Below are 25920 nucleotides of genomic sequence, written 5' to 3'. Positions count from 1 at the left end.
GACCTGTGTCATGGGTCGATCAACCACCGGTGTCATAACGGCCAGCGTCACAACCGCCGTCCGCCGATTTCCGTCCCGTCCGGCAGTTCCATCTGGGCGGTGAGCCAGGGGACGAACGTCGCTTCGTCGAACGCCGACCAGTCCGGCGTGTGCAGCACCTGCGCCTCGCCGATGCGGCGGGCCAGGGCGACGACGGCGTGGCCGGCGGGGCGGCGGGCCGCGTCGTAGCGTGTGGCGAGGTCGTCGAGGTCGGTGGCGGTGGGCCACAGGCGCAGGAGGGTGGCGGCGTCCTGCATGGCTTTCACTGCGCCGGCGCCTGCGTGGGGGCGGGCTACCGCGCCGGCGTCGCCGAGGAGGAGCATGCGGTGCTTGGCGTAGGCGGGGGCTTCGAAGTCGTAGATGGGTTGGATGAAGACGTCTTCGAGAGCTGTTTTGCGGAGCGCTGCGGCCCAGAGCGGCGGTAGCTCGCGGGTGAGCAGGGCGTCCATGAAATCCAGGAGGCCATCGGAGGCCGCGCCGGGCGGGATGCTTGTCGCGGTGCGCAGGTCGCCTGTCAGTTCCGGCGGGACCATCGAGTACAGTACCCAGTTGAACTGTCGGCGGCCGTCGTCGGCGGGGATCGGGTACGCGACCAGGTGGCCGTGCGGGAAGCCGACTGTGAAGAACGAGTCGGTCGGGAGTCCTTCGAGCTCTGCGAAGTCCGAGAGCCCGCGCCAGCACAGGTAACCCGCGAACTCCGGCACGACGCCTGGGAACATCGCCTCTCGCACCACGGAGCGGTAGCCGTCGGCGCCGAGGAGTAGGTCGAAGTGCTCGACGGTGCCGTCTGCCAGCGTGACTGATGCGCCGGATTCGGTGGGCGACGCCGAGACCACCCGCGCATCGCCCCGGTACTCGACGTGCGAAGGCAGTCGCCCACGCAGCGACCGGTGCAGGTGGCCCCAGTTGTAGGCGTTGAACGGGAAGGGCTGTGGCCAGATCAGCTTTCCGAGGCCGGACGCCTCGCCGCCCCACGCGTACCACTCCCGCGCGGTGTTGGTCGTGGCGGGGAGCGAGGCATCGAGCAGGCCTGCGGCGACCAGCTCTGCGAACCGCTCGTGCTGGATGCCGATGCCGGCCCCGCGGTCCCGGAGCTCGCCGGCTGAGCGTTCGAATACGACTACCGTCGCGTCCGGTACCGCCTGCGCGGCTGCTAGCGCTGCGGCGCATCCGGCGATGCTGCCGCCGACTACGCCGATTCGTGTGGTGTGTGTTGTCGTTGTCATTACAGACCCCCGTGTTAGAGCCCCCCCGTGTCAGGGCTCAGCTTAAAATATCGTTGCAGGCGGGCGGGCGTTGCGGGGGCTGAGCTCGCTGGGTCGCTGGGGGGTAGGCGCTACTGCGGTTTGTCGGTGGGCGGCGGTGTGTTCTTGGGGGTTAGAGGCTTTTTACGGCTTCGCACATGGTTGGATGGCCTCGCAGGGGGACGCAGTTCGGTTCAGCGCCGCAGGTCGCGCTGGCGGCCGCCGGTGTTCGCGGACACGACCGCGCGCCGGTCCGAGTCACTGCGCACACGTTTGGTCTGGCGGGCGTCTGCCGCGTTTGGTGGGCGCCTTGAGGCCTCTGGCGGGCCTCCTCGACGAGGGGGCGACCCGCGCGTCGGGCTTGATGCCGGCGGCCCGCGACTGTTCGGCTTTCTATCCGCTGTTGCCTGCGTTGCGCTGCATGCTGGCGGTGATGCTTGTGGTCGCCGAGGTTCTGGGTCCCTCGCCGCGTCATCGCCGTAAACGGAACCAGCCCGGTTTGGCGGAATCAAGCCGGATCACAGCTGCTGTGGTCCAGCCTCGTCCGGCTTGACACCGCCAAACCGGGCAGGTTGGCTGCGCCCGCTGACGCGGCGAGGGACCCAGAACCAACACCCCGCATGGTCCGGTCGGACACGGCGAACCGCATCACCGGTCAGGCTGGCCCGTCACCACCGTGGCTGCCCTGGCGCCGGATCCGATCGGGGCCGGCAGTCTGGGCACAGCTGGGCTGGCGTGGTCTTGTCCGTCCCCGCCGCCCGCCCCTCCATCAGTCCGGCAGCGTAGCCAACTCCTCGATCTCCACATTCGCCAGCGACGTCCCGTCCACCTGCACCCGCCGCAGGTACCACTTCTGGATCGGTGCGTGCGTCGTCGAAGCCAGCTGCCAAGCGCCGCGCGGGCTGTCGATCCGGCCCAGGGCGCCGATCGCCGCGTTCACCGCTGCGGCGTCCGCGTTCGGGCCGGCCTGTGCGACGGCCTGGTCCAGGAGTGCCGCCGCGTCGTAGCCGGTCAGGGCGTAGACGCTCGGTTCCTGGCCGTCGTGGCCTGCCGCCCAGGCTGAGACGAAGGTGCGGTTGGCGGCGGTGTCGACGTCGGGGGAGTAGTTCAGGACCGAGGTGATGTTCGTGGCCGCCGGGCCCTCTTGCTTCAGCAGCGGGCCGTCGGTCACCAGGCCGACCGCGTACAGCGGCATGTCCTTCACCTGCGAGCGCGCGTACTGCTGCACGAAGCGCACCGCCTCGGCGCCGGTGAAGGCGCAGTAGACCGCCTTCGCGCCGGAGTCTTTGATCGCCTGGAAGTACGGGGTGAAGTCGGTGGTGTCGTTGGCCGGGGTGAACGTCGCCGCCGGGGTGAAGGTTGGCTGGCCGCCGGTGTTGGCCAGCTTGCCGCCGAGGGTGGTGTAGGAGTCGACGAACCCACGCACCTGCTCCCAGTCGCCGGGGTAGTTGCCGCCGATGGCGAAGACCGGGGACTTGACGTGGTTGTAGATGAACGGTGCGATGGCCACGCCCGGCTCCGTGGACAGGAACGCCACGTTCCACACGTAGCTGATGTCCGTCAGGTCCGGGCGCGCGACCACGCCGATCAGCGGTACGTGCGCGGCATCCGCCAGCGGCGCCACGCTCTCGTAGCCCGCGTAGTCGATCGGGCCGATGACCGTCTGCACGCCGTGCGCGACCATGTCCTGCATCGTCGTCGCGGTGGCGGCCGGTGTCGGGCCCTCGGCGGAGACCGTCAGCTGCGCCGGACGCCCGCCGAGGCGGCCGCCGTGCTGGCTGACGTAGAGCTCGAAGCCGTCGCGGGCGTCGATGCCGCCGCTGCCGTTGGTGCCGGAGGTGTCCAGCAGCAGCCCCACCGGGAACGGCGTGTGGCTGGCGGGTCGGCCCGCGGGGTCGCCGTACGCCAGGCCGCCACCGCCGCCGTAGCCGCCGCCGAGCACGCCGCAGCCTGCCGAGGCGGCGGTTGCGGCGGCCAGCAGCAGCGCGGCGAACGCCCGGCGGCGAACCGCGGCGGCGCCGGGTGTGGGGGCACCGCCCCGGGCCGCCGCCATCAGTTCATCCGGTCGTCGGGCGGCAGGTCGTCGCGCATCCGCTGCTGGGTGATCGCGTGCTCCAGCAGCGTCACCAGCACCCCCTTGGCCGAGTCGCGCCGCCGGGCGTCGCAGATCAGCAGCGGCGTGTCGTCCTCCAGGGCGAGCGCCTGGCGCAGCTCCTCGTGCCCGTACACCTGCGCGCCGTCGAACTGGTTCACCGCGATCACGTGCGGGATCCGGCGGTCCTCGAAGAAGTCGATGACCGCGAAGGCGTCGCCGAGGCGCCGGACGTCGGCCAGCACCACCGCGCCGAGGGCGCCGCGTGAGAGCTCCTCCCAGAAGAACCAGAAGCGCTCCTGGCCCGGGGTGCCGAACAGGTACAGGATCAGGTCCTCGGCGATGGTGATGCGGCCGAAGTCCATCGCCACCGTGGTGCTGCGCTTGGCCGGGATCAGGTGGACGTCGTCCAGCCCCATGCCGGCCTGCGTCATCTCGGCCTCGGTGGTCAGCGGCTGGATCTCGGACACCGCCCCGACCAGGGTGGTCTTCCCGACGCCGAAGCCGCCGGCCACGACGATCTTCGCCGCGATCGTGGGAGCCGCCATCAGCGGGCCCCCGGAAGGTTGCCGTGGGCCAGCATCCGGGCCCGCGCGGTCGGCGTCAGGGACTCCCCGACCTGGTTGATCAGCTCGGCCATGGCGTAGGTGACCTGCCCGATGTCGCACTCGCGCTCGGCGTACACCAGCAGCGAGGCACCGTCGCTGACGGCCATCGAGAACAGGAAGCCGTTGCCGAGCTCGGTCAGGTTGCTGCGCACCGGCTCGGAGTCCAGCAGCAGCGCGGCCCCGGCCAGCAGGCTCACCAGTCCGGCGGCCACCGCCGCGAGCTGCTCACCCTGCTCCTCGCCCAGATCCCGGGACGTGGCCACCACGATGCCGTCGGCGGAGACCGCCAGCGCGTGCTGAACCCCGGGCGTGCCGTGGGCGAAGTCGTTGAGCAGCCAGTCGAGGCTGCCGGCCGGATCTGGTGCGGGTTCGTTCATGGGGCGGTTCCCGTGGGGCTAGAGGATGGCATGAGGGGTGTGCGTCACTGCGATTTCGGTCCGTTGCGGCCGCTGAGCCCGCGCGCGTAGGCGGCCATGGTCGCCGCCACGTACTCGGGGTCCCGGTCGATGCGGGCCTTCTTCTTGACGGGCTCGGGGTGGCTGCCGGGCCCGCCGTTGGATGTGGACTCTGGAGACGCGGCCGGTTCCGGGGCCGGGGCGCGCCGCGCCTTGGCCGGCAAGTGGGCCTTCGGGCGACGTACGGGCAGGCCGTTCACAGTAGTAGAGGTGTCAGAAGCCTGAGATCCGTTACTGCCGTTGATCTGAGCACTGCCATTGTGTGCGGTGCTGCCGTTGAGCGCGGCGCTGCCGTTGACGGGAGCGCTGCCGTCGGCGACGACAGTGACAGGCTCATCGATATCAGGGAACGGCAATTCCGGCCAGTCGATGTCCTCGGCTGGGTCGGCGTCCCCGTCGACCGAAGCGATCGTGTCGGACGTGAGGTGAACGCCGCCGCTGATGCCGCCGATACCGACGCCACCGCCGACGCCGTTAGCAGGAACGGCACCGGCCTCCATCATCGAGACCACCCGCAACGGCAGCCCCACCTCGGCCACCGTCCCGCCGCCGGGCCGGGCCCGCAGCTGGATCTCGATCCCGTACCACGCGGCCAGGTGCGCGGCCACGGTCAGGCCCATCGCCCGAACCGTCTCGCTGTCCACCTGCCGGGGCGCGGCCAGCTGCGTGTTCAGCTCCGCGCGCCGGGCCGGGGTCATGCCCAGGCCCCGGTCGGCGATCTGGATGATCACCCGGTCGGTCATCCGGTGGCCCTCGACGGTCACCCGGCTGTCCGGCGCGGAGAACGCGGTCGCGTTGTCCAGCAGCTCCGCGCACAGGTGCACCAGGTGGTCCACGACGTGCGGCGCGATGACGACCCCCGGATCGACGGCCTGCAGATCCACGCGCGTGTACCGCTCGATCCGGCCCAGCGCCGCCCGCAACACGTCCAGCAGCGTCACCGGGCGCTCCCGCACCCGCGCCGAGCCCTCGCCGCCGAGCACCAGCAGGCTCTCGTTGTTCCGCGCCATCCGCGCGGCCAGGTGGTCCAGCACGAACAACCGCGCCAGCCGGTCAGGGTCCTGCTCCAGCCGCTCGGCCCGGTCCAGCTCGCTGGTCAGCGCGCCGGTCAGGCGCTCGCCGCGGCGGGCCAGGGCCACGAACGTGGCGCCCACGCCGGCGCGCAGCAGCACCTGCTCCGCGGCGGTCCGCAGCGCCTCGCGGTGCACCGAGTTGAAGGCCCGCGCGACGGCGGCCAGCTCGTCCTTCGGGTCGTTCGCGTTCAGCGCGTCCCCGCGCCCGGTGCCCAGCGGCAGCGCGTCGCCGGCGTGGTCGGCGAATTCCTCGGGGCTGCGGCCGACCAGCGACTCGGCGGTGCGCAGCTCCTCCACGGCGGCCGGCAGGCCGGTGAACGCGACGGTGTTCGCGGCGTCCCGCAGCTGTCGCAGGCCCCTGATCATCGGCCGGCCCAGCCGCAGGCTGATCATCACCACCAGCAGCGCGGTGCCGGCGATCGCGGCGGCCTCCACCTCGGCGATGTGCTCGGAGCGGTCGCGCAGCTTCGCCACGGCGGACATGGTGGCCATGTCCATCTCCTCGCGGACCGTGTCCAGCGCGGTCCGCCGGGCGCTCATCGTCTGCACCCACATGTCCTTGTCCGGGGACAGCAGTTCCCCGGGGCCCAGGTGGGATATCTGGTCCTCGAACTGCTGCGCGGTCAGGATGTCCCCGGTGGTCATCGCCTGGTCCGGGCGCTCGTTCCAGCCGGCCGGGGCCGCGGTGTCGAAGGCCTCCATCGCGTCGTCGTAGGCCTGCCGGTCGTGCGCGACGGCGGCGACCGCGGCCGGGGTCAGCGGCAGCCCGACCGCCGAGCGCAGCACGTCGGACTCCTCCTGGCCGGTCGCCTCAGAGGCCTGATACAGCAGGTTCGCGGCCTGTAACCGGGCCGCGATCGGCTGCGTCGCGCTGCCGTCGTCGATCACCGAGCTGCGCAGCTGCGCCAGGTCGGCGATCGCGATGCGGTACTGGAACACCACCGTGGACAGCGCCGGCGCGGACTGCGCCTTGATCTGCGCGCGCAGCGTCGTCAGCTGCGTCAGGTCCTGGTCGATGCGCGAAAGCAGGGTCCTGGTACCCGGCGTGATCCGCGGCATGGCGCGGACCTGCTGCCGGTAGAAGGCCAGCGCCGCGTCGGTCTGCGCGATCCGGGTCTCGACGTCCGGGGTGATCTGGTTCTGGTGGGTGGTGAGCAGCAACGCCATCGCGGTGCGCTCGTCCTGTAAGCGGGACAACAGCGTGCCCGCGGCGTCTGAGGTGTGCATCAGGGACCACAGACGCTCGCTGCGCCAGGCCGCGCCGGCGGAGGCGGTCAGCGCCACGGCCCCGAAGCCGGACACCGCGGCGAGCGGGACGGCGACCAGGACGCCGAGCCTGCGCGTGATCCTCAAGGCGGCCCCTCGCGACAAGGCTGACAGGGTATGGGCGCCACTGTTTGCGACGCGTGTGGTGCGGGTGTGATGCGGGTGATGCCGGGCAAGGTGGCCTCATCCAACCCGGACCTGGGGACCTGAGTCAAGCCTCGAATAGCCTGGACTATTCGCGCAGGTGGTGGCGGCGTTAAATTCGGTGGCCCCGCCCCGGGGCCGCTACTAGCGTGGCGATCATGCGGCGCCTCCCCGAACCAGACCCCGGCCTTCCGGACACCCGATCGGCGACCCGGTACTTGATCTGGCTCGTACGGATGCAGTGGACGTCGATGACGCTCGGCGCGTTCTGGGGCGTGGTCTGGATGGTGAGCCAGGCGCTGATGCCGGCCGCGATCGGCAAGACCATCGACGCCGGCGTCACCGCGAAGGACACCGGCGAGATCTGGCGCTGGTCCGCCGTAGTGCTTCTCCTGGGTTGCCTGACCGGGCTGGCCGGGATCCTGCGCCACCGGTGCGCCGTCACCAACTGGCTGACCTCCGCTTATCGCACCGTGCAGCTCACCGCGCGCCAGGCGACCGACCTCGGCGCCACCCTCCCGAGCCGAATCGCCACCGGCGACGTGGTGTCCATCGGCACCGCCGACACCTCCAGCATCGGCAGCACGATGGACGTCAGCGCGCGGTTCGCCGGCGCGGTGGTGTCGGTGGTGCTGGTCTCGGTGCTGCTGATCAGCACCGAGGTGCGGATCGGGCTCACGGTGCTGATCGGCGTGCCGCTGATCATGGCCCTGGTCGGGCCGCTGCTCAAGCCGATGCACCGGCGGCAGAGCGAGGTGCGCGCGCTGCAGGGCAAGCTGACCGGGCGCGCCAACGACATCGTGGCCGGGCTGCGGGTGCTGCGCGGCATCGGCGGCGAGCCGGAGTTCGCCGAGCGCTACCGGGAGCAGTCGCAGGAGCTGCGGTTCGCCGGGGTGCGGGTCGCGCGCGTGGAGTCGGTGCTGGAGTCGGCGCAGGTGCTGTTGCCCGGGCTGTTCGTGGTGGGCGTGACGTGGCTGGCGGCCCGGTTGGCGGTGTCGCACGAGATCACCACGGGGCAGCTGGTGGCGTTCTACGGCTACGCCGCGTTCCTGGTGCTGCCGCTGCGGACGATCACCGAGGCCTGGGGTCGGCTGCTGCGGGCACATGTGGCGGCGACCAAGGTTGTCAGGGTCCTGGCACTGCGCCATCCGCTGGCCGAGACTGCGGGTTCCGCGGAGGGGGCCGAGGGGAGCGGGGCGCTTGTGGACGAGCACTCGGGGCTGAATCTGAAGCCGGGGTCGTTCACGGCGGTGGCCGCCGCGGATCCGGCGGAGGCGATCGAGCTCGCCGACCGGCTCGGGCGCTACCGGGACGCCGACGGGGTCACGCTGGACGGCGTGCCGCTCGAAGCGATGCCGCTGGGGAGTCTGCGGCGTCGGGTGCTGGTCGCGGACAACGATTCGCGGTTGTTCTCGGGGCGGCTGGCCGACGGGCTGGCTGGTGCTGGTGCTGGTGCTGGTGCTGGTGCTGGTGCTGATGCCCGCGTTGGCGCCCACGCTGATGGCGTGGCCCGCGTGACCGCCGCCCTGCACACCGCCGCGGCCGAGGACATCATCGAGGCCTTGCCCGACGGCCTGGACGCCACGGTCTCCGAGCGCGGCCGGTCCTTCTCCGGCGGCCAGCAGCAGCGGTTGCGCCTGGTCCGTGCGCTGCTCGCCGACCCGGAGGTGCTGCTGCTCGTCGAGCCGACCAGCGCGGTCGACGCGCACACCGAGGCCCGCATCGCCGAGCGGCTGGCGGCGGCCCGGGCCGGCCGGACCACGGTGGTGTTCACCACCAGCCCGTTGATGCTCGACCGGGCCGAGCGCGTGGTGTTCCTGGCCGGCGGCCGGGCCGCGGCCGAGGGCCGGCACCGCGAACTGTTGGCGACCGTGCCCGGCTACCGGGCCACCGTGACCAGGGAAGAGGACTGAGATGACCGAGTCGGGGCCTCGGCCCGAGTCCGCCGGTCGCCAGGCGCTGCCGGTGGCGACGTATCCCGAGGTGCGCCTGTATGCGGGGCACGTCGCTCGGGCCCGCAGCCGGGACCTGCTGTTGACTGTTGGGTTGTTCGCGCTGGCCGCGGTGGCCGGGCTGTTCGGGCCGCGGCTGCTGGGGTCGCTGATCGACGGGGTGCAGCACGGGACCACCGCAGGGCACGTCGACACCATCGTCGGGCTGATCGCGCTGTTCCTGGTCGTGCAGACCGTGGTGACCCGGTACGCGAAGCTGGCCGCCGGCAAGTTCGGCGAGGGCGTGCTCGCCGAGCTGCGCGAGAACTTCGTGGCGCGGGTGCTGGAGCTGCCGCTGTCCGTGGTGGAGCGGGCCGGGAGCGGCGACCTGCTCTCGCGCTCGTCGCGGGACGTGGACATGCTGAGCATGGCCGCGCGGTACGGGGTGCCCACCACGCTGGTCGCGATCGTCACGGTCCTGCTCACCGTCGTCGCGCTGGCGCTGGTCAGCCCCTGGGCGGTGCTGCCGTTGCTGGTCATCGTGCCGCCGATCGGGGTGGTGTTCCGCTGGTACATGAAGCGCGCGCCGGAGGGCTACCTCGCCGAGAGCGCGCGCTACGCGGACATGACCGACAGTCTGGCCGAGACCGTGGACGGCGCGCGTACCGTCGAGGCGCTGGGGTTGCAGCGGTACCGGATCGACCGCACCGACGAGGACATCCGGCGGCAGTTCGCCGCCGAGCGCTACACGCTGCGGCTGCGGTGCGTGTTCTGGCCGACGACAGAGTCCTGCTACATCCTGCCGGTGGCGCTGACGCTGCTGCTCGGCGGGCTGGGGTACGTGCACGGGTGGTTCACCCTCGGGCAGGTCACGGCGGCCACGCTGTACATGCAGCAGATCATGGGGCCGATCGACGACATGCTGGCCTGGGCCGACCAGCTGCAGGTCGGCGGCGCCTCGCTGGCGCGGCTGCTCGGCGTGGCGGGCGTCCCGGCCGACCGCGAGGCCTCCGGCGAGCAGCCGCAGGGCGAGGACCTGCGGGCGAGCGACGTGCGCTACTCCTACGTCCCGGGCCGCGAGGTGCTGCACGGCGTCGACCTGTCCCTGACCGCCGGCGAGCGGCTGGCGATGGTCGGCCCCTCCGGCGCGGGCAAGTCGACCCTCGGCCGCCTCCTGGCTGGCATCCACGGCCCCACCGCAGGCTCGATCGCCGTCGGCGGCGTCCCCCTGGTCGAGCTCCCGCTGGCGGACCTCCGAGGCCAGGTGGCGCTGGTGAACCAGGAACACCACGTGTTCGCCGGCACCGTCCGCGAGAACGTGGTCCTCCCGCGCCCCGAGGCCACCGACACCCAGGTCCGCGACGCCCTGTCCGCAGTCGACGCCCTGACCTGGGCCGAAGCGCTGCCCGAAGGACTGCAAACCGCGATCGGCGCCGACGGCCACACCCTCTCCCCGGCCCAAGCCCAGCAACTGGCACTGGCCCGCTTGGTCCTGGCCGACCCCCACACCCTGGTCCTCGACGAGGCGACCTCCCTGATCGACCCCCGCGCCGCCCGCCACCTGGAGCGCTCCCTGGCAGCAGTCCTCGAAGGCCGCACAGTGATCGCCATCGCCCACCGCCTGCACACCGCCCACGACGCCGACCGCGTCGCAGTGGTCGAAGACGGCGTGATCGCCGAACTCGGCAGCCACGAGGAGCTGGTCGCGACCGGCGGCGCGTACGCGGGGCTGTGGGAGTCGTGGCATGGGCGCGGAGCTGCGGCGGCGGAGCAGGTTTAGCGAGATCGCGGGCACGCGGGCTAGCTCGGGCAGGTGATCGGCTGTGCGCGGATGATGTCAGTGGCGCGAGGTACACCTTTTATATGGGGCGAAAAGGTCCTAACAAAATGCCGCCGCCCGCGTCGAGGCCGCGCTCAGATGCGGATCGCCCCGCGCGTGAACTCGGCCTGCCCCAGGAAGTCGGTGTTGTCGGCGAACTGGTCGATCGCGCCGGCCTGAGGCAGGGCTCGGAGCTGCGCGTCCCCGATGCGCTCCAGTAGCGCGGCGGTGAAGCGCTCGGCGCCGATGACCTGGAAGGGTCGCTCGAAGTACAGGCGCGTTGCCGGATCGAGCGGGTCGGTCAGGCCGAGGGCGTTGTGCTGCTTGGCCACGAGTGTGTAGACCTGCCCGAGCTCCCGCTCGCGCGCCTTCCAATCCGTCGCGGCGAGTGCGGCGGTCATGAGCGGCACCAGGCTCGGTCCCGCATCGGTGCGTGCGAAGGCCGACCCGAGCCACTTGCTGTACGGCGGATACCGCCGCTCCATCAGCAGCACCAGCCGCATCAGGTCGCGGACAAGCCGTGCGCACACCACCGCCGACCCAAGCTCGTCGCCGACCTCGCCGCAGCGGCCGACGAAGGCCTCCTCCTGCGAGATCCGCTTCCACTGGCACGCCAGCACGTACAGCCACACATCGTGCGGATACCACGCCAGCCGCGCCCGATCGGCCGTGAGCTGCCCGAGCCGTCGTGGAACACCGCGCCCGACGTGGCCTCCAGCAGCCGCTGCGTCGGCGTCGCGAGCCAGTCGGCGGTCGTCACGCCCCGCGACGGCGTGAACCCCAGGAACCCGGTCAGCCAGTCATCGACCCCTGCGACGTCGATCCAAGTCGGGTAGTCGAGGAACGTCTTCGGGAGCTGATATGCGAACGCTGACACAAGCCGCTCCACATCATCCGGCGCCAGGAACAGCTGCAAACGCGGACCCCAATCGTGATCCGAGGAACGCGCCGTGTCGAAGCCCAGCACCTCCGAACCGCTGCCGAGGCGTGCAACGGAGTGCGGCAACCCCGGCACTTCCTTGTCGAGGATCGGCAGCACGGCTTCGAGGTAGAAACGTCGCGACAACTCCAGGCCGGGCACGAAATCCGGAGCGGTCATACCAGGAAGCCTCCCTCGAAGATCGCCGCCGCGCGACCGATTTTCGGCGCGCCGCTCCGGCTGGCCGGCCATCCCCGTCCCCGCGCCGCCCCAGCCCTCAAACCCGAGCGAAAGTCCGCCGATAAGCCTGCGGCGACACCCCCACCGAAGCCCGCAAATGCTGCCGCATCGACGTAGCCGTCCCGAACCCCGCCTTCTCCGCCACCCGGTCGATCGGCAGATCGGTCGCCTCCAACAAGTGCCGCGCCAGATCCACCCGCTGCACCGTCAGCCACTGCCCGGGGCTCTGCCCGGTCTCGGTCCGGAACTGGCGAGTAAAAGTCCTGACACTCATCCGCGCCTGACCGGCCATGTCCTGCAACGTCAGCGGCTCGTGCAACCGCTCCAAAGCCCACGCGCGCGCCGGCCCGGTCCCGGTGGCCGCCGGCGTCGGGACCGGCCGCTCGATGTACTGCGCCTGACCGCCGTCCCGCGACGGCGGCACCACGCAGGCGCGCGCCGCGGCGTTCGCCACCGAACTCCCATGATCGGTGCGGATGATGTGCAGGCACAGGTCGATCGCGGCCGCGACACCGGCCGAGGTGAGAATGTCGCCGTCGTCGATGAACAACACATTCGGATCCACCGACAGCGTCGGGAACAGCTCCTCCATCCGCTCGGCCTGGTGCCAGTGCGTCGTCACCTTCCGGCCGTCGAGCAGCCCGGCGGCGGCGAAAACGTACGCGCCGGTGCACAACGCCACCTTCCGCGTCTCCGGACGGATCCGAGCCAGCGCCTCGGCCAACTCCGCTGGCAGGGGTGCGCCGTCGGCGAGCTCGTCCACGATCGGATACGCCGGCGGAATGATCACCGTGTCCGCCTCGGCCAACGCCTCCGCGCCGTGCTCGACATACAGCGAGTAGTCCTCGGTCGTAGTCACCGGCCCGGCCGTCAACCCGCAGGTCACAACGTCATACAGCGGCTCCATGTCCGGACCCGGCGCCGCGCCGAACAGCCGCCCCGGAATGCCCAGATCGAACGGGATCACGCCGTCCAGCGCGAGGACCACGACGCGGTGCCGGTGGTGAGTCATGGCCCGATTCTTTCACATGTTGGCCATCCGGCCACTGTCAGCCTCCGGGGACGGTCCGCGAACGTAGAGCCATGACCGAACAGAGCATGCGCGCGATCGTCGCCACCAAGCCCGGCCCCGCCGACGTCCTGAAAGAGACCCGCGTCCCCAAGCCCCAGCCCGGTGGCACCGAGATCCTGGTCCGCGTGCACGCCGCCGCGATCAACCCGGCCGACTGGAAGACCCGCGCCTCCGGCGGCTGGGCCGGCCGCCACGACGTCACCGAGCAGGGCCCGATCCTCGGCTGGGACGTCTCCGGCGTCGTCGAGGCGGTCGGCCGCGGCGTCACTCTGTTCCAGCCCGGCGACGAGGTCTTCGGCATGCCGCTGTTCCCGCACTTCCCCGGCGGCTACAGCGAGTACGTCGCCGCCCCGGCCCGCCAGTTCGTCGGCAAGCCCGCGGACCTGACCCACGTCCAGGCCGCCGCCCTCCCGCTCGCCGCGCTCACCGCCTACCAGGCCCTGCACGACTTCGCCGACGTCCAGCCGGGCCAGAGGGTCCTGATCCACGCCGCAGCCGGCGGCGTCGGCCATCTCGCGGTCCAGATCGCCAAGGCCCTCGGCGCGAACGTCGTCGGCACGGCCAGCGCAGCCAAGCACGACCTCCTGCGCGAACTCGGCGCCGACGAGGTGGTCGACTACCGCGAGGTGGACTTCGCCGAGACCGTGACCGGCGTCGATGTGGTCGTCGACGCCATCGGCGGCGACTACTTCGACCGCTCCCTGCGCACCATGAACCCCGGCGGCACCTTCGTCGCCCTGAGCTACGACGTCACCCCCGCGATGAAGGCGCGCGCCGCCGAGCGCGACGTCACCGCCGACTTCATGCTGGTCGAGCCGGACCTCGGCGGCCTGACCGCGATCCGCGCCCTGGTGACCGAAGGCCGGCTGCGCCCGGTGGTCGACACGGTCCTGCCGCTGGCCGACGCCGCCAAGGCGCACGAGCTCGGCGAGACCAACCGCGTCGCGGGCAAGATCGTCCTGACCGTCGTCGAGGACTGACCGCCGGCAGGCGATCGACTCCAGATCACCTCACAACCACCTCACGAGCGCCCCGGACCGCACCACCGGTCCGGGGCGCCGCCGTGCCCGGCCACCATCTCGACCACCGGGACCGGCCGCACCGGTCCCGGCCGCCCCGTTACCCCCAGCGATCGCAAGGTAATCCGGCGATCAAGGATTGATTCCGCAGGATTTCCGTCGCTAGACTGGTCGCACACTATTTCTTCCACCAATCATCCGATGATCAGGCGAGGTGACACATGCGGCAGCACACGGGAATCCTGCGAGTCCTGTTCGACGAGGCCCACAGCGAGGCCTGGACGATCGATCCGGCCGACGCCCTGGCGATGAATCCCGTGAATCCGGCCGACGCCGGTTATACGCATGCCGCCGACCTCCTGCGCGGGCGGGGTTACTCCGTCACCGCGCACCGCGAGGGCGCCTTCACGCCCGACTCGCTCTTCGGCGCCGACGTCCTGGTCATCGCGCACCCAGCCGATCCCGCGCGCGAGCGCACCACCGGCGTCGGGACTCCCGTTTTCACCCCGGCTGAGCTGGACATTCTCCAGTCCTACGTGGCCGCCGGCGGCGGCCTGGTGCTGCTCGCCGACAGCGAGCAGGACACCGGCTCCAACCTGGCCGCGCTGCTGGGCCGCTTCGGCGTCGGCATCGACCACTTCACGGTGCAGGACGCCGCGCGGCGGCACAACGGCAACGCCCGCTGGGTGCTGGCCGAGCGCGCCGCGCTGCCGGAGAACCGGATCGAGGCCGAGGACGTGCTGGCCGGCGTCGCCGAGGCCTGCTTCTACCGCTCCGGCACCCTGTTCACCGCCCAGGACGCCGACATCCTGCCGCTGCTCAACTCCTCGCCGACCGCCGACCCCGCCGACCGGCCGCTGGCCGTGGGCGTCCGCTTCGGCAAGGGCCGGGTCGCGGTGTTCGCCGACTCCGACATGTTCGGCGACGACTCGATCGCCGACTACGACCACCGCGCGCTCTGGATCAACGCCGTCACCTGGGCCTCGCGCCGCCCCAAGCAGGCCAACGCGGCCGACGTCGTGCCGCACCCGGTCGCCTCCTCGGAGGCGTTCGGCGACCTGAAGGCGGCGATCGAGGAGCTGCGGCCGCTCCAGTCCAAGGACGGCTCGATCGACTTCGAGGCCGGTCACGACCGCACGCAGGCCGAGTCCCTGGCCAAGCGCATCGGCGCGGCCGTGGAGTTGCTGGCACCGGAGTTCCCGCACGACGCGGACTACCTCGACGCCGTCCTGAAGGACCTGCGCCGCTGGGCCGAGGAAGGTTTCGGCGTGCCCGACTTCCTGGACTCCCTCGGCGCCTTCCACCCGGCCGCGCAGCGCGAGGACGGCCGCGAGCACCTCGTGGTGTTCCCGATGTACACGCAGAACGGCAACCTGGACCGCAACTTCGAGGCGCTGGTCATCCGCACCGTGTGGCCGGACTGGATCGCCGAACTGGAGCGCGACAAGTACCCGAACCCGCAGTTCGTGCCGATCGAGTTCGTCGCCGCCGACGCCTTCACCGCCGGCTACGACACCAACAGCGCCGTGCTGTTCCCCGAGACCGTGGCCGTGCGCGAGACCCCGGTGTTCACCTGGGGCGCCATCATGCAGGACCGCGAGGCCGCGCGGTTCCGGATGGTCACCTCGGCCGCCGCGGCGACGCTGAAGATGTCGCTGCCGCCGGACGCCGCGCGGCTGCTGGAGGACCAGCGGCTGACGCAGGAGGTGTTCGTGCTCTGGGACCTGGTCCACGACCGCACGCACAGCCACGGCGACCTGCCGTTCGACCCGTTCATGATCAAGCAGCGGATGCCGTACTTCCTGTACTCGCTGGAGGAGCTGCGCTGCGACCTGACGACGTTCCGCGCTGCGGTGAACCTCGAACGCGACGGCGGCACCGGCGCCTCGCACGCGCGCCTGGTCCAGTACACGATCCTGTTCGACCGCCTGTTCCGCTTCCCGATCACCGGCGGCCGGGTCCGCAACTACGACGGCCTCGGCGGCCAGCTGCTGTTCGCCTACCTGCACCGGCACGGCCTGATCCACTGGACCGACAACCGGCTGGCCGTGGACTGGTCGCGGATCGCCGACGCGGTGATCGCGCTGGCCACCGAGGTCGAGACGCTGTACCGGGACGGCATCGACCGGCCCAAGTCGGCACACTGGATGGCCGCCTACCAGCTGGTCGCGAGCTACGTGGCGCCGAACCCGAACTCGGTCTGGGCGCAGGGCGCCTCCGCGCTGCCGCTGGACGGGCCGCCGAAGGGCCTGGTCGACGCGGTGCTGCCGGACGAGTTCCCGCTGTCGATGTTCTACGAGGCCCTGAACAAGAAGCTGAAGCCGGTGATCGAGGCCACTCGGGGCGTCACCGGCTGAGACCGGCTGAGCAGCTGAGGCGGCGCTACGCGTTAGGGTCGCTGTCGGCGCTGCGGAGTCGCGGTGGCCTCGCCTCGTATGCCTCGCATGCCTTGAACGCTTTGTATATCCGGACACTGTTTCGATCGGAGACTTCCAGCATGAGCCTGAACACCGACTCAGTGGTCGTAGTGGCCGGCGCCGGCGGCGGCGCCGGGGGTGCCGTGGTGCGGGCCCTGACCGCGACCGGCGCGACCGTCATCGGCATCGACACCACGACCGAGAACGCCGAGCGGGCCGCCGCGGTCGCCGTCGGGCCCGGTCGCGCCGTCCCGGCCGTCGTGGACCTGCTTGACCTGGACGCCACCAAGGCCTTCGCCGAGGGCGTGCTGAAGGAGCACGGCCGCGTCGACGGCGTGATCCACCTGGTCGGCGGCTGGCGCGGCTCGAAGACCTTCGGCGAGACCAAGCTGGAGGACTGGGAGCTGCTGCACAAGCTGCTGATCCAGACCCTGCAGCACACCTCGCTGGCCTTCCACGACGCTCTGGACGCCGCCGGCGACGGCCGCTTCGTGCTGATCTCGGCGACCGCCGCCTCCGCGCCGACCGCCGGCAACGCGGCGTACGGCGCGGCCAAGGCCGCCGCCGAGGCCTGGACGCTGGCGCTGGCCGACAACTTCAAGAAGGGCGGCGACAACGCCGCCGCGGTCGTGCTGGTCGTCAAGGCGCTGCTGACCGACGCCATGAAGGAGGCCAAGCCGGAGGGCAAGTTCCCCGGCTACACCCACGTCGACGACCTGGCCTCGGAGATCGTGAAGCTGTTCGGGCAGTCGGCCGCCGAGGTCAACGGCACCCGCGTCCGGCTCGCGCCCTGACCTGCGCCCCGACTCGCGACAGAACACTGCGAAACTCTGCGAAGGAACCACCCGTGACCATCACCCGACGCCACGACCTCGACTACCGTGGCTTCGCCAGCGACAACTACGCCGGGATCCACCCCGAGGTCCTGGAGGCGATCGCCGTCGCCAACGGCGGCCACCAGATCTCCTACGGCGAGGACGTCTACACCGAGCACCTGCAGGAGATCTTCCAGGGCCACTTCGGCCCGCGCGCCGAGGCGTTCCCGGTGTTCAACGGCACCGGCGCCAACGTGGTGGCGATGGACGCGATGATCGAGCGCTGGGGCTCGGTGATCGCCGCTTCCACCGCGCACATCAACGTCGACGAGTGCGGGGCGCCGGAGAAGATCGGCGGCCTGAAGCTGCTGACCGTGGCCACCCCCGACGGCAAGCTCACCCCGGACCTCATCGACACCCACGCCTGGGGCTGGGGCGACCAGCACCGCGCGCAGCCGCTGGTGGTCGCGATCACGCAGTCCACCGAACTCGGGACCTGCTACACCCCCGAGGAGATCAAGGCGATCTGCGACCACGCGCACCAGCACGGCATGAAGGTCTTCCTGGACGGCTCCCGCCTGGCCAACGCCGCGGCGACCCTCGGCCGTCCCTTCAAGGAGTTCACCACCGACGCCGGCGTGGACGTGCTGACCTTCGGCGGCACCAAGAACGGCCTGATGCTGGGGGAGTGCGTCGTCGTGCTCAACCCCGACGCCGCGCACGGCGTGATGTACCTGCGCAAGATGTCGATGCAGCTGGCCTCGAAGATGCGCTTCGTCTCCGCGCAGTTCGAGGCGCTGCTGTCCGGCGACCTGTGGCTGCGCAACGCCTCGCACGCGAACGCGATGGCGCAGCGGCTCGCGGCGGCGGTGCGCGACGTGCCGGGCGTGACGATCACGCAGCAGGTGCAGGCGAACGCGGTGTTCGCGGAGCTGCCGCGCGACGTCACCGAGCGCCTACAGAAGCGCTTCCGCTTCTACACCTGGAACGAGCACACCGGCGAGGTGCGCTGGATGTGCTCGTTCGACACCACGGAGGCGGACATCGACGCGTTCGCCGCCGCGGTGCGGGAGGAGATGAGCCACGCCGGGGCCTGACGGGCCCGGTGCGGCGCCGGTCTGCTCGGTCCTGATTCGGGGGTCAGGACCGGGCGGCCGAGGTATACGGGAGCTGAGATAGGCCGGGCGCCGTGGTGGGGAAGCCCGCCACGACGCCGGCTCCGAAGCTCCTGAGCTGTGCACACCCGTTCGGCCCACTAAGATCAACGGTCACACCACCGACCGGGAGGGCCGCCATGCCGCAGCTGGAGACGACCTTCGCGACGGAGCTGCGCCGCCTGCGGTTGCGAGCCCAGCTGACCTTGGAGGCGCTGGCTGAGGCCTCCGGCGTCAGCGTCCGGACGGTCGGTGCCCTGGAGCGTGGCCAAAGCCTTGGCCCGCAACGCCGGACGGTTCTGGCGCTGGCCGACGGCCTTGCTCTCGACGACGCCGAGCGGCAGGCGTTGGAGCAGCTGGCCGACGTGGGCCGTCCCCGTCCGGTCACCGCGCCCGGCGGCTGGTGCGTTCCGCCGCGGCCGGTTGCCGACTTCACCGGACGTGATGCGGAAGTCGACCGGCTCGTGGCGCTAGCCGCAGAGTCCGGCTCCGATGAAAGCGCAGCCGCTGCCGTCGCCGTGCTCTCCGGTCCGGGCGGCGTCGGCAAGACCACGCTCGCGGTCGAAGCCGGTCGCCGCGCGGCCGCGGCGGCGGGCCTTCCCCTGCTCTACGTGGACCTGCGCGGTATGGACCCGGAGCCCCTGGAACCGGCCGTGGCCCTGTTCCGCCTCCTGAAAGCGCTCGGCGTCGGCAACCGCGACATGCCCGACGACCTCGACAGCCGGTCCGGCCAGTTCCGCACGCTGCTGGAGCAGCGGCCGGCGATCGTCGTCCTGGACAATGTCCGCGACGAGGAGCAAGTTCGTCCCCTGTTACCCGGCGGAGGCGTCGGATCGGTGTTCGTCGCGAGTCGCAGACTCCTGACAGGCCTGGAAGGCGTCGAGCGCCTGGCGGTCCCGATCCTCGACGACGCCGCGGCCCAGCACTTGCTGACCTCGATCATCGGCGACACCGAGGGCCCCCGAGGCGACGGCCTGGAGGACCTGGCGGCGCTGTGCGGCGGCCTGCCGCTCGCGCTGCGCATCATCGGCAACCGCCTGGCCACCCGCCCTCGCTGGACCGCCCGCCAGCTCGCCGACCGGCTCGGTGACTCCGAGCGCCGCCTGGAGCAGATCCACGCCGGCGACCTGCAGATCACCGCGGCCTTCGCCATGTCCTACGACCACCTGACCCCGGCCGCCCAGCGCCTGTGCCGTCGGGCGGCGCTCGTGCCCGGCCCCGACTTCGCCGCGCCGCTGGCCTCGACGCTGATCGGCGCCTCGGTCCTCGACACCGAGGAGCTGCTGGACGAGCTCCATGAACTCGGTCTGCTGTCCCAGACCGACACCGGCCGCTACGGCTTCCACGACCTGATCCGCCTGTTCGCCGGCGACCGCCTCGACGCCGAGGAGCCCGGGCAACGCGAACCCCTGGCCGCCGCGATGACCGACTGGCTGCTGACCGTGGCCGTCGCCGCCGGCCGATGGTTCGAGCCCTCATACGGCGCCGCCCCGGCCGACTGGGACCTCCCGGTGGACCTGTCGAGCGCCGAGGCCGCCTCGGCGTGGCTGCAGGACGAGGCGGACAACTGGTTCGGCGCCGTCCGAATCGCCGCGTCGGAGGGCAAACATCGTCAGGTCATTGATACAGCTGAAGCAGTGCGCTGGTACTCCGACCGCTGGTTCCTGTGGACGCACTGGCACGAGCTCTTCGTGCTCGGCGTCGAGGCCGCCGACCGGCTCGGCGACACCGTGGCCCAGGCCAAGCAACTGAACTACCTGTCCTGGGCACAGGCGCAGCGCCACGAACACGCGACGGCCGCGCAGACCGCCCTGCGCGCGGCGGCCATCGCGGAAACGGCCGGAGCAGTGAGCCCGCAAGCCTGGGCATTCCTGTTCGCGGCCAACGCCGAAGCGCAGCTGGATCTGTCCAAAGCGCTGCGGCACGCGCAGGATGCGGACCGGTTGTTCGCCCAGAGCGAAGACTACGAGGGCCGACTCAATGCTCTGCAAACGGTCGGCATGATCTCGCTCATGCTGGGCCAAGCCGATGAGGGCATTGAGAAGCTTCGCGAAGGCGTGGAGCTGGCGCGCGTCCCGCAGGACGGCCCCGGCCTCCAGCTCATCGCCGACGTCGCACTGCTCCTCACCGCCTGGTACCTGGCGCGCGCCTACGAACAGACTGGCACACACACCGCCGCCGAGGACGCCTACCGCCTGGCCCTGACCCGGGCCGAAGCGGCCGGGACCCCATACCAGCAGGCGAAGGTCGAGCGCGGCTTCGCCCTCCTGCTGGACCGCACCGACCGACGTAAGGAAGCTGCGACGCTGCTCCGGTCGGCGCGCGAACGGTTCGCCGAGGTCGACGCCGCCGAGGAGGTCGCGGAGGCCGATGCGCTGTTGGCCGAGTGGGGCTGATGCGGGGTTGCTCCAGCCGCCGCCTAGGAGAGGACGCGCCGCCCGAAGTTGCGCAGCCCCAAGCCCAAGAACAACGCCAGGAACCCGATCAGCACCGGATACACGATATAGAGGTGCATGTGCGGCGCGTCGGTCAGCGCCGCGCGCATCCCCTCGTTGATGTAGATCAGGGGATTGACGAGCACCAGCGTCTGCAGCCAGGGGAACCCGCCGACCTTCACCGGCGCCAGCCGCGTCCACTCGTAGTACGTCCCGCCGAGGAACGTGAGGGGCAGCACCACGAAGCCGAACATCAGGCCGATGTTGCGTGCCTCGAACGTCGTGCCCAGCAGCAGCCCCAGCGACGTCATCGCCACGCACGCGAGCGGGATCAGCGTCAGCAGGATCCACCAGTGGTACGACAGGTCGGCGTGCACACCCTTGGCGTGCACCACCGCCGCGATCGGGAACACCAGCAGCGCCGAGATCATGCCCTGGACCGCGCCGGAGAAGACCTTCGCCATCGCCACCAGCCAGATCGGGCACGGCGCCTGCACCCGGTCCTCGATCTCGCGCGTGTAGCCGAACTCCGAGGCCAGCTGGAGCGCCACCGCCTGGATGCCCTGGAACATGATCGCGATCCCGACCACCCCCGGCACCAGCACCGTGGCGAACGCCGACTCGCTGCGCGCGCCGCCTCCGCCGCCGATGCCCTGGCCGATCGTGGGGAACACGTACAAGAACACGAAGACCAGCAGGAACGGCTGGACCAGCGTGCGCGCCACGAACTCGCCGAAGTGCTTCTTCAGCACCATCAGGTCGCGCAGGATCAGCGCGCCCAGCGCGGTGCGGGACGCGGCGGCGGCCGAGCGCGCCGGGCGGGAGCGGATCTGCTGTCCGGTGCCGCGCACAGCCTCGGTTCGCGCGGTCATCGGTGCCTCAGCCCCTGAACGGTCATCGGCCTCTGAGCGGCCATCAGTCTCTGAACGGTCATCAGCTCCTGAGCCGTCATCAGTCCCTCAGCTCCTTACCGGTCAGGCCGATGAACACGTCCTCCAGGCTCGGCGCGGCCACCGACAGGTCGGCCACGACATAGCCGGCGCTCTCCGCGGCGCCGATGATCCGCGCCAGCGAGCCGTCGGCGCCGCGCAGGTGCAGTTCGAGGCTGTCGCCGGAGGCCCGCAGCCGGGTGATGCCGGAGACGGACTCGCGCAGCGCGGCCCCGAGGGCGTCGAGGTCGCCGCGCGCCTTGATCGAGACCACGGTGTCCGCATCGACGCCGTGCTTGAGCCGCGCGGGGGTGTCCAGGGCCAGGATGCGGCCGTGGTCCATGATCGCCACCCGGCCGCACAGCCGGTCGGCCTCCTCCATGTAGTGCGTGGTCAGCAGGATGGTCTGGCCGTCGGCGTTGAGCTCGCCGAGGATGTCCCACAGCGCGAGCCGGCTCTGCGGGTCCAGCCCGGCGGTCGGCTCGTCCAGGAACAGCACAGCGGGCCGGTGGAAGATGGCGCGGGCGACCATGAGGCGCTGCGCCATGCCGCCGGACAGCGCGAAGACCGAGGCCTTGGCCCACTTGGCCAGCTGGAACTGCTCCAGCAGCCGGTCGGCGGTGCGGCGCGACTCGGGCCGGGGGATGCCGAACAGCAGGCCGTGGACGTACAGGTTCTCCCAGACGGTCAGCTGCCGGTCCAGCGTGTTCTGCTGCGAGACGACGCCGATCAGCTGCTTGGCCAGGGCCGGCCGCGCCACCACGTCCACCTCGCCGACGAACGCCTGCCCGGCGGTGGGCACCACCCGCGTGGTGAGCATGCCGACGGTGGTCGTCTTGCCCGCGCCGTTCGGGCCGAGCAGGCCGAAGATCTCGCCGGGCCGCACGTCCAGGTCCAGCTTGTCGACGGCGGCGAAATCCGTGCCGCGGTAGACCTTGGTCAGCTCCCGGGTGCTGATGACGCTGCCGGCCTCGCTGACTGCACTGCTGTCGGTGCCGCCGCTGCGATCGCTGGCATCGCTGACGCCGGCCGAGGCCGTGGCCCCCGGTTGCGGTTGCGGTACCGGGACCGCTGGGGACTCCACACGCTCAGGCTATTGCCGCCGACCGGAGCCCGCTACAGCTCAGCCATCCCTCGTTCGGTCGCCGCACGCTCGTTGGCACGATCGATTTCCGCCATATGCTCCTCGGCCCACGCTCGAAGTGCGGCTAGCGGCTCCTCCAGCGACAGGCCGAGCGGCGTCAGGCTGTAGTGCACGCGCGGCGGGACGGTCGGCTCGACGCGGCGCAGTGCGAGACCGTCCTTGACCAGGCCCTGCAACGTGGTCGAGAGCATCTTCTGGGAGACGCCGGGCATCCGGCGCCGCAGCTCGGCGAAGCGGACCTCCTGCGGTGCGGCCTCGGCGAGCACCTTCACCGCCATCGACGTCCACTTCGTGCCGAGCCGGTCGAGCAGTTCGCGGGTCGGGCACGCCGGATCGAACAGGTCGCCGCGTGCGCCGTCGGCCAGGGCGGTCACTTCCACCTCACCACCTGATGGAGAAGTGCCGTCTTGGCGCCGCTCCATCGCTCTCCTACGGTTACGAGATATCCAATGGTAACCGCTTTTCATCTGGGAGGACCCGTGTCAACGCCGGTCGAACTGCTCCGCGTGCCCGCCAACGGGATCGAGGTGAACGTCGCCGTCGTCGGCAGCGGCCCGGCGCTGCTGTTGCTGCACGGGTTCCCGCACACCTGGCGGCTCTGGAGCGCCGTCATCGGTCCGCTCTCCGAGCGGTTCCGGGTCATCGCCCCGGATCTGCGCGGGCTCGGGGACAGCTCACGTGCCGCCGGGGGCTACGACGGCGAAAGCCTCGCTGCCGACGCCGAACGACTGCTCGCCGCTCTGGACGTGGACTCCGCTGCGGTCGTCGGTATCGATGCCGGCGCCGCCCCGGCGTTCCTGCTCGCCATGCGCCGGCCGGATGTGGTGCGTCAGCTGGTGCTTATGGAGGCGATACTCGGTCGTCTGCCTGGTGCTGAAGACTTCCTGGCTGCCGGTGCGCCGTGGTGGTTCGGCTTCCATGCCGTGCCGGGCTTGGCCGAGACGGTCCTGGCCGGACACGAGGCCGAATACGTGGACTGGTTCCTGGCGACCGGAACGCAGGGACGCGGCATCTCCGCCGGTGTACGCGACGCTTTCGTCGCCGCGTACACCGGTACCGAGTCCCTGCGCTGCGCCTTCGAGCACTACCGCGCGATGCCCGAGACGGGGCGTCAGATCGCTGCCGCGACCGCCGGGCACCGGCTGACCGTGCCGGTGCTGGCGGTCGGTGCGCAGCCGGTCGGGCCGACGCTCTACCAGCAGCTGCGGCAGATCGCGGACGACGTCACCCGGCACGACATCGCAGAGTGCGGACACATCATTCCGCTGGATCGCCCCGAGGCTCTGCTTGTCGCGCTGAACGACTTCCTGCACAGCTCGCCGATCGCGCTGTCAGATTCTTCGATCACTAGCCGCTGATCGGGTCCAACTGCTCCGGCGCCGGTCGCAGCAGCCAGACGTCCCCGCCGGGCGGCGTCGGGAGCTTCGCCACGGCGGCGCGCGCCGTGCGGTCCCCGGCGTCGGCCGCGGCGTGCACGACGTCGTCGGCCGCGAACGCCTGGAACTGGAGCTCCGGGTACGTCCACGCGGCCTGGCCGGTGGCGGCCGGGACGACGAAGTCGACGGCCTTGAACAGGGTGCCGCCGGTCGGGGTGGCGTAGTGCCACAGGTCGACGCCCACGTGTCGGCCGATCATCGCCAGCCGGGTCAGCGCGACCAGGTCGAACGTCGAGTAGTGGTAGCTGCGCGTCCGGGCCAGCTCCAGCGGCAGGCCGCCGTTCGCGGCGAGCTGCACGTTCAGCCGCTTGGTCTCCGCCGTCACGACGATCGAGCGGGCCAGCGCCGGCTGCCCGGTGGCCAGCGCCAGCGCGGCCTCCTGCATGTCGAAGAACGAGCCGTGGTTGTTGGTCGAGGCGGCCTCGTCGGAGGCGTTCTTGCTGGTCTGCAACCAGTTGAGGAACTGCTTGTTCCAGGTCGTCATGCCGGCGTTGTCGGCGGCCGACCAGCCGGGCGCGCCGGTGTTCAGCAGCGCGACGGCGTCGAGGAGGTCGGTGAACTGCTGCGAGAAGTCGATGATGCCGATGCCCCGGCCGCTGACCGCGCAGGGGATGAACTGCGTGAAGTCCAGGCTCGGGTTCATGCGCGTGGCCGGGTCGACGAACCAGGTGCGCAGGTCCAGCGCCGCGCGCCGCGCGTACGCCGCGTCGCCGGTGTAGTACCAGGCCAGGGTGAGGTCGTAGACGGCGTTGAACATCTCGCCGCGCTCGGCGTGGTCGGTGATGTCGTCGATCGCCGGGTTGCGCACCCCGTCGCGCTGTACGTACGGGCAGCCCCAGGGGTTGGCGGCGGTGGCGGGCTGGGTCGGCCACCAGTAAGGGGCCTGACTCAGGTAGTCGTGCTTGTCGCCGCTCGGCGGCAGCTGCGGCTTGTCCGTGACGGACCAGGGCCCAGTGGTGAGCGCGGCGTCGGCCTGCTTGCGCAGGTCAGCCAGCGGAGCTTGCAGCGACGGCACGCCGACGCGCACGAGCTCGCGGGTCAGGGCCAGGCGGTAGCCGTCCAGGACGACGGTCGCCGGAACCTGGAACCGGTGCGCCGGCGAGCTCTGCTGCGCGGGATGCGCGGATTCTCCTGAATGTGCGGAGGCTGTGGCCGCCGACGGCGCCAGCAAGCCGGTGACGAGGGCGAGGGCTGCGAGTATTCGAGGCGTCGTGCGGCTGCGTTTCAACGAAGATCTCCCGTTCCGTCTGGCAGAGGTGGTTCACATACGTGAAGCGATGACAGAGTCATGAATTCCGCGGCCTCAGTGTCGCGCGGCAGACGGGGCACGTCAATGAACTCATTCGCTCCGCTTCACCCGCCGGTTAAATCGGTTGTCCGCACCCTGCGAGCCCGGCAGGATGTACCCATCAAGCGGTTCCGAAGCCGAGATCGGAAAGGAAGGGGCAGGGACATGACCGTCGAAGCGACCCGACTGTGCGTCCTCCGGTCCCTGTGCCTTGCAAGCCTTCCGGAGGAGATCTCGGCCTGACCGTCACCAGGTGACGGTCCAAGGGCCGCCCGCCGGGCCGGTGCCGGTGACCGGGGTGGAGTGCGAGTCGGAGTTGGAGTCGGAGACGGCGATCGACTTGCGCTTGCTGTTCCAGACCGCGGCGACGATCACCAGGAT

The 25920-nt window shown here is 71.0% G+C and carries 18 protein-coding genes and 1 pseudogene; 8 read left to right on the top strand and 11 right to left on the bottom strand.

Features of this window, described 5'->3' with window-relative positions; genetic code table 11:
- Positions 1-47 precede the first annotated feature (47 nt).
- The 5 genes from GWK61_RS21235 to GWK61_RS21215 all read right to left on the bottom strand — a co-directional run bounded on the left by GWK61_RS21235 (position 48) and on the right by GWK61_RS21215 (position 6864).
- Positions 48-1265 (bottom strand): FAD-dependent monooxygenase, encoded by a 1218-nt coding sequence (locus GWK61_RS21235; RefSeq protein ID WP_194910661.1) that lies wholly within the window; start codon positions 1263-1265, stop codon positions 48-50.
- 787 nt (positions 1266-2052) lie between these two features.
- Complete coding sequence (locus tag GWK61_RS21230) at positions 2053-3336, bottom strand: ABC transporter substrate-binding protein (protein ID WP_194910659.1); 1284 nt, start codon at positions 3334-3336, stop codon at positions 2053-2055.
- Positions 3336-3923: a GTP-binding protein gene (locus tag GWK61_RS21225; RefSeq protein ID WP_194910658.1), complete on the bottom strand. Its 588-nt coding sequence runs from the start codon at positions 3921-3923 to the stop codon at positions 3336-3338. Before GWK61_RS21225 ends, GWK61_RS21230 begins: the two co-directional genes overlap by 1 nt.
- The gene (locus tag GWK61_RS21220) at positions 3923-4360 is read right to left on the bottom strand and encodes a roadblock/LC7 domain-containing protein (RefSeq protein ID WP_194910656.1); all 438 of its coding nucleotides are present in this window, start codon (positions 4358-4360) and stop codon (positions 3923-3925) included. Before GWK61_RS21220 ends, GWK61_RS21225 begins: the two co-directional genes overlap by 1 nt.
- Positions 4361-4404: 44 nt before the next feature.
- Positions 4405-6864, bottom strand: coding sequence for a sensor histidine kinase (locus tag GWK61_RS21215; protein ID WP_194910654.1), 2460 nt, complete (start codon positions 6862-6864; stop codon positions 4405-4407).
- A gap of 215 nt (positions 6865-7079) precedes the next feature.
- Here GWK61_RS21215 and GWK61_RS21210 point away from each other — a divergent pair, with 215 nt between their 5' ends.
- Together GWK61_RS21210 and GWK61_RS21205 are read left to right on the top strand one after the other, a co-directional pair.
- On the top strand, positions 7080-8834 hold the full coding sequence (locus GWK61_RS21210; RefSeq protein WP_194910653.1) for an ABC transporter ATP-binding protein: 1755 nt from the start codon (positions 7080-7082) through the stop codon (positions 8832-8834).
- Between the two features lies 1 nt (position 8835).
- Positions 8836-10632, top strand: a complete 1797-nt coding sequence (locus GWK61_RS21205; protein WP_194910652.1) for an ABC transporter ATP-binding protein — start codon at positions 8836-8838, stop codon at positions 10630-10632.
- Positions 10633-10766: 134 nt separating this feature from the next.
- Here the strand turns inward: GWK61_RS21205 and GWK61_RS60855 are convergent.
- Both GWK61_RS60855 and GWK61_RS21195 read right to left on the bottom strand, forming a co-directional pair.
- A pseudogene (locus tag GWK61_RS60855) lies at positions 10767-11770 on the bottom strand (DUF4037 domain-containing protein).
- Between the two features lie 97 nt (positions 11771-11867).
- On the bottom strand, positions 11868-12842 hold the full coding sequence (locus tag GWK61_RS21195; RefSeq protein WP_194910651.1) for a GlxA family transcriptional regulator: 975 nt from the start codon (positions 12840-12842) through the stop codon (positions 11868-11870).
- Positions 12843-12913: 71 nt separating this feature from the next.
- Here GWK61_RS21195 and GWK61_RS21190 point away from each other — a divergent pair, with 71 nt between their 5' ends.
- The 5 genes from GWK61_RS21190 to GWK61_RS21170 all read left to right on the top strand — a co-directional run bounded on the left by GWK61_RS21190 (position 12914) and on the right by GWK61_RS21170 (position 20703).
- Positions 12914-13882 carry an NADP-dependent oxidoreductase gene (locus GWK61_RS21190; RefSeq protein ID WP_194910650.1) on the top strand — a complete coding sequence of 323 codons (969 nt, stop codon included), beginning with the start codon at positions 12914-12916 and terminating at the stop codon, positions 13880-13882.
- Positions 13883-14142: 260 nt separating this feature from the next.
- Positions 14143-16278: a DUF6421 family protein gene (locus tag GWK61_RS21185; protein WP_194910649.1), complete on the top strand. Its 2136-nt coding sequence runs from the start codon at positions 14143-14145 to the stop codon at positions 16276-16278.
- A 140-nt stretch (positions 16279-16418) separates the two neighbouring features.
- Positions 16419-17132, top strand: coding sequence for an SDR family NAD(P)-dependent oxidoreductase (locus tag GWK61_RS21180; protein ID WP_194910648.1), 714 nt, complete (start codon positions 16419-16421; stop codon positions 17130-17132).
- Positions 17133-17185: 53 nt separating this feature from the next.
- Positions 17186-18250 (top strand): threonine aldolase family protein, encoded by a 1065-nt coding sequence (locus tag GWK61_RS21175; RefSeq protein WP_194910647.1) that lies wholly within the window; start codon positions 17186-17188, stop codon positions 18248-18250.
- A 197-nt stretch (positions 18251-18447) separates the two neighbouring features.
- Entirely contained in the window at positions 18448-20703 is a 2256-nt protein-coding gene (locus tag GWK61_RS21170) for an XRE family transcriptional regulator (protein WP_194910645.1), read from the top strand.
- 23 nt (positions 20704-20726) lie between these two features.
- Here GWK61_RS21170 and GWK61_RS21165 read toward each other — a convergent pair whose 3' ends face one another.
- From GWK61_RS21165 to GWK61_RS21155, 3 genes are all read right to left on the bottom strand, one after another.
- Positions 20727-21614 carry an ABC transporter permease gene (locus GWK61_RS21165; RefSeq protein ID WP_194910644.1) on the bottom strand — a complete coding sequence of 296 codons (888 nt, stop codon included), beginning with the start codon at positions 21612-21614 and terminating at the stop codon, positions 20727-20729.
- A 79-nt stretch (positions 21615-21693) separates the two neighbouring features.
- The gene (locus tag GWK61_RS21160) at positions 21694-22755 is read right to left on the bottom strand and encodes an ATP-binding cassette domain-containing protein (protein WP_194910642.1); all 1062 of its coding nucleotides are present in this window, start codon (positions 22753-22755) and stop codon (positions 21694-21696) included.
- Between the two features lie 32 nt (positions 22756-22787).
- The gene (locus GWK61_RS21155; protein WP_323747675.1) at positions 22788-23195 is read right to left on the bottom strand and encodes a winged helix-turn-helix transcriptional regulator; all 408 of its coding nucleotides are present in this window, start codon (positions 23193-23195) and stop codon (positions 22788-22790) included.
- A gap of 69 nt (positions 23196-23264) precedes the next feature.
- Here GWK61_RS21155 and GWK61_RS21150 point away from each other — a divergent pair, with 69 nt between their 5' ends.
- Positions 23265-24173: an alpha/beta fold hydrolase gene (locus GWK61_RS21150; protein WP_194910636.1), complete on the top strand. Its 909-nt coding sequence runs from the start codon at positions 23265-23267 to the stop codon at positions 24171-24173.
- Here the strand turns inward: GWK61_RS21150 and GWK61_RS21145 are convergent.
- Entirely contained in the window at positions 24163-25479 is a 1317-nt protein-coding gene (locus tag GWK61_RS21145; RefSeq protein WP_194910634.1) for an alginate lyase family protein, read from the bottom strand. The genes GWK61_RS21150 and GWK61_RS21145 overlap by 11 nt on opposite strands.
- Between the last annotated feature and the right edge of the window lie 441 nt (positions 25480-25920).

It is taken from the genome of Catenulispora rubra, assembly GCF_015356825.1.
Lineage (GTDB): Bacteria > Actinomycetota > Actinomycetes > Streptomycetales > Catenulisporaceae > Catenulispora > Catenulispora rubra.
This window is presented reverse-complemented; position numbering and strand designations above follow the sequence as displayed.

Excerpts from the sequence above, each read along its gene's own strand:
- GWK61_RS21235 (WP_194910661.1), bottom strand. The coding sequence starts at position 1,265 with ATGACAACGACAACACACACCACACGAATCGGCGTAGTCGGCGGCAGC.
- GWK61_RS21230 (WP_194910659.1), bottom strand. The coding sequence starts at position 3,336 with ATGGCGGCGGCCCGGGGCGGTGCCCCCACACCCGGCGCCGCCGCGGTT.
- GWK61_RS21225 (WP_194910658.1), bottom strand. The coding sequence starts at position 3,923 with ATGGCGGCTCCCACGATCGCGGCGAAGATCGTCGTGGCCGGCGGCTTC.
- GWK61_RS21220 (WP_194910656.1), bottom strand. The coding sequence starts at position 4,360 with ATGAACGAACCCGCACCAGATCCGGCCGGCAGCCTCGACTGGCTGCTC.
- GWK61_RS21210 (WP_194910653.1), top strand. The coding sequence starts at position 7,080 with ATGCGGCGCCTCCCCGAACCAGACCCCGGCCTTCCGGACACCCGATCG.
- GWK61_RS21205 (WP_194910652.1), top strand. The coding sequence starts at position 8,836 with ATGACCGAGTCGGGGCCTCGGCCCGAGTCCGCCGGTCGCCAGGCGCTG.
- GWK61_RS21195 (WP_194910651.1), bottom strand. The coding sequence starts at position 12,842 with ATGACTCACCACCGGCACCGCGTCGTGGTCCTCGCGCTGGACGGCGTG.
- GWK61_RS21190 (WP_194910650.1), top strand. The coding sequence starts at position 12,914 with ATGACCGAACAGAGCATGCGCGCGATCGTCGCCACCAAGCCCGGCCCC.
- GWK61_RS21185 (WP_194910649.1), top strand. The coding sequence starts at position 14,143 with ATGCGGCAGCACACGGGAATCCTGCGAGTCCTGTTCGACGAGGCCCAC.
- GWK61_RS21180 (WP_194910648.1), top strand. The coding sequence starts at position 16,419 with ATGAGCCTGAACACCGACTCAGTGGTCGTAGTGGCCGGCGCCGGCGGC.
- GWK61_RS21170 (WP_194910645.1), top strand. The coding sequence starts at position 18,448 with ATGCCGCAGCTGGAGACGACCTTCGCGACGGAGCTGCGCCGCCTGCGG.
- GWK61_RS21165 (WP_194910644.1), bottom strand. The coding sequence starts at position 21,614 with ATGACCGCGCGAACCGAGGCTGTGCGCGGCACCGGACAGCAGATCCGC.
- GWK61_RS21150 (WP_194910636.1), top strand. The coding sequence starts at position 23,265 with ATGGTAACCGCTTTTCATCTGGGAGGACCCGTGTCAACGCCGGTCGAA.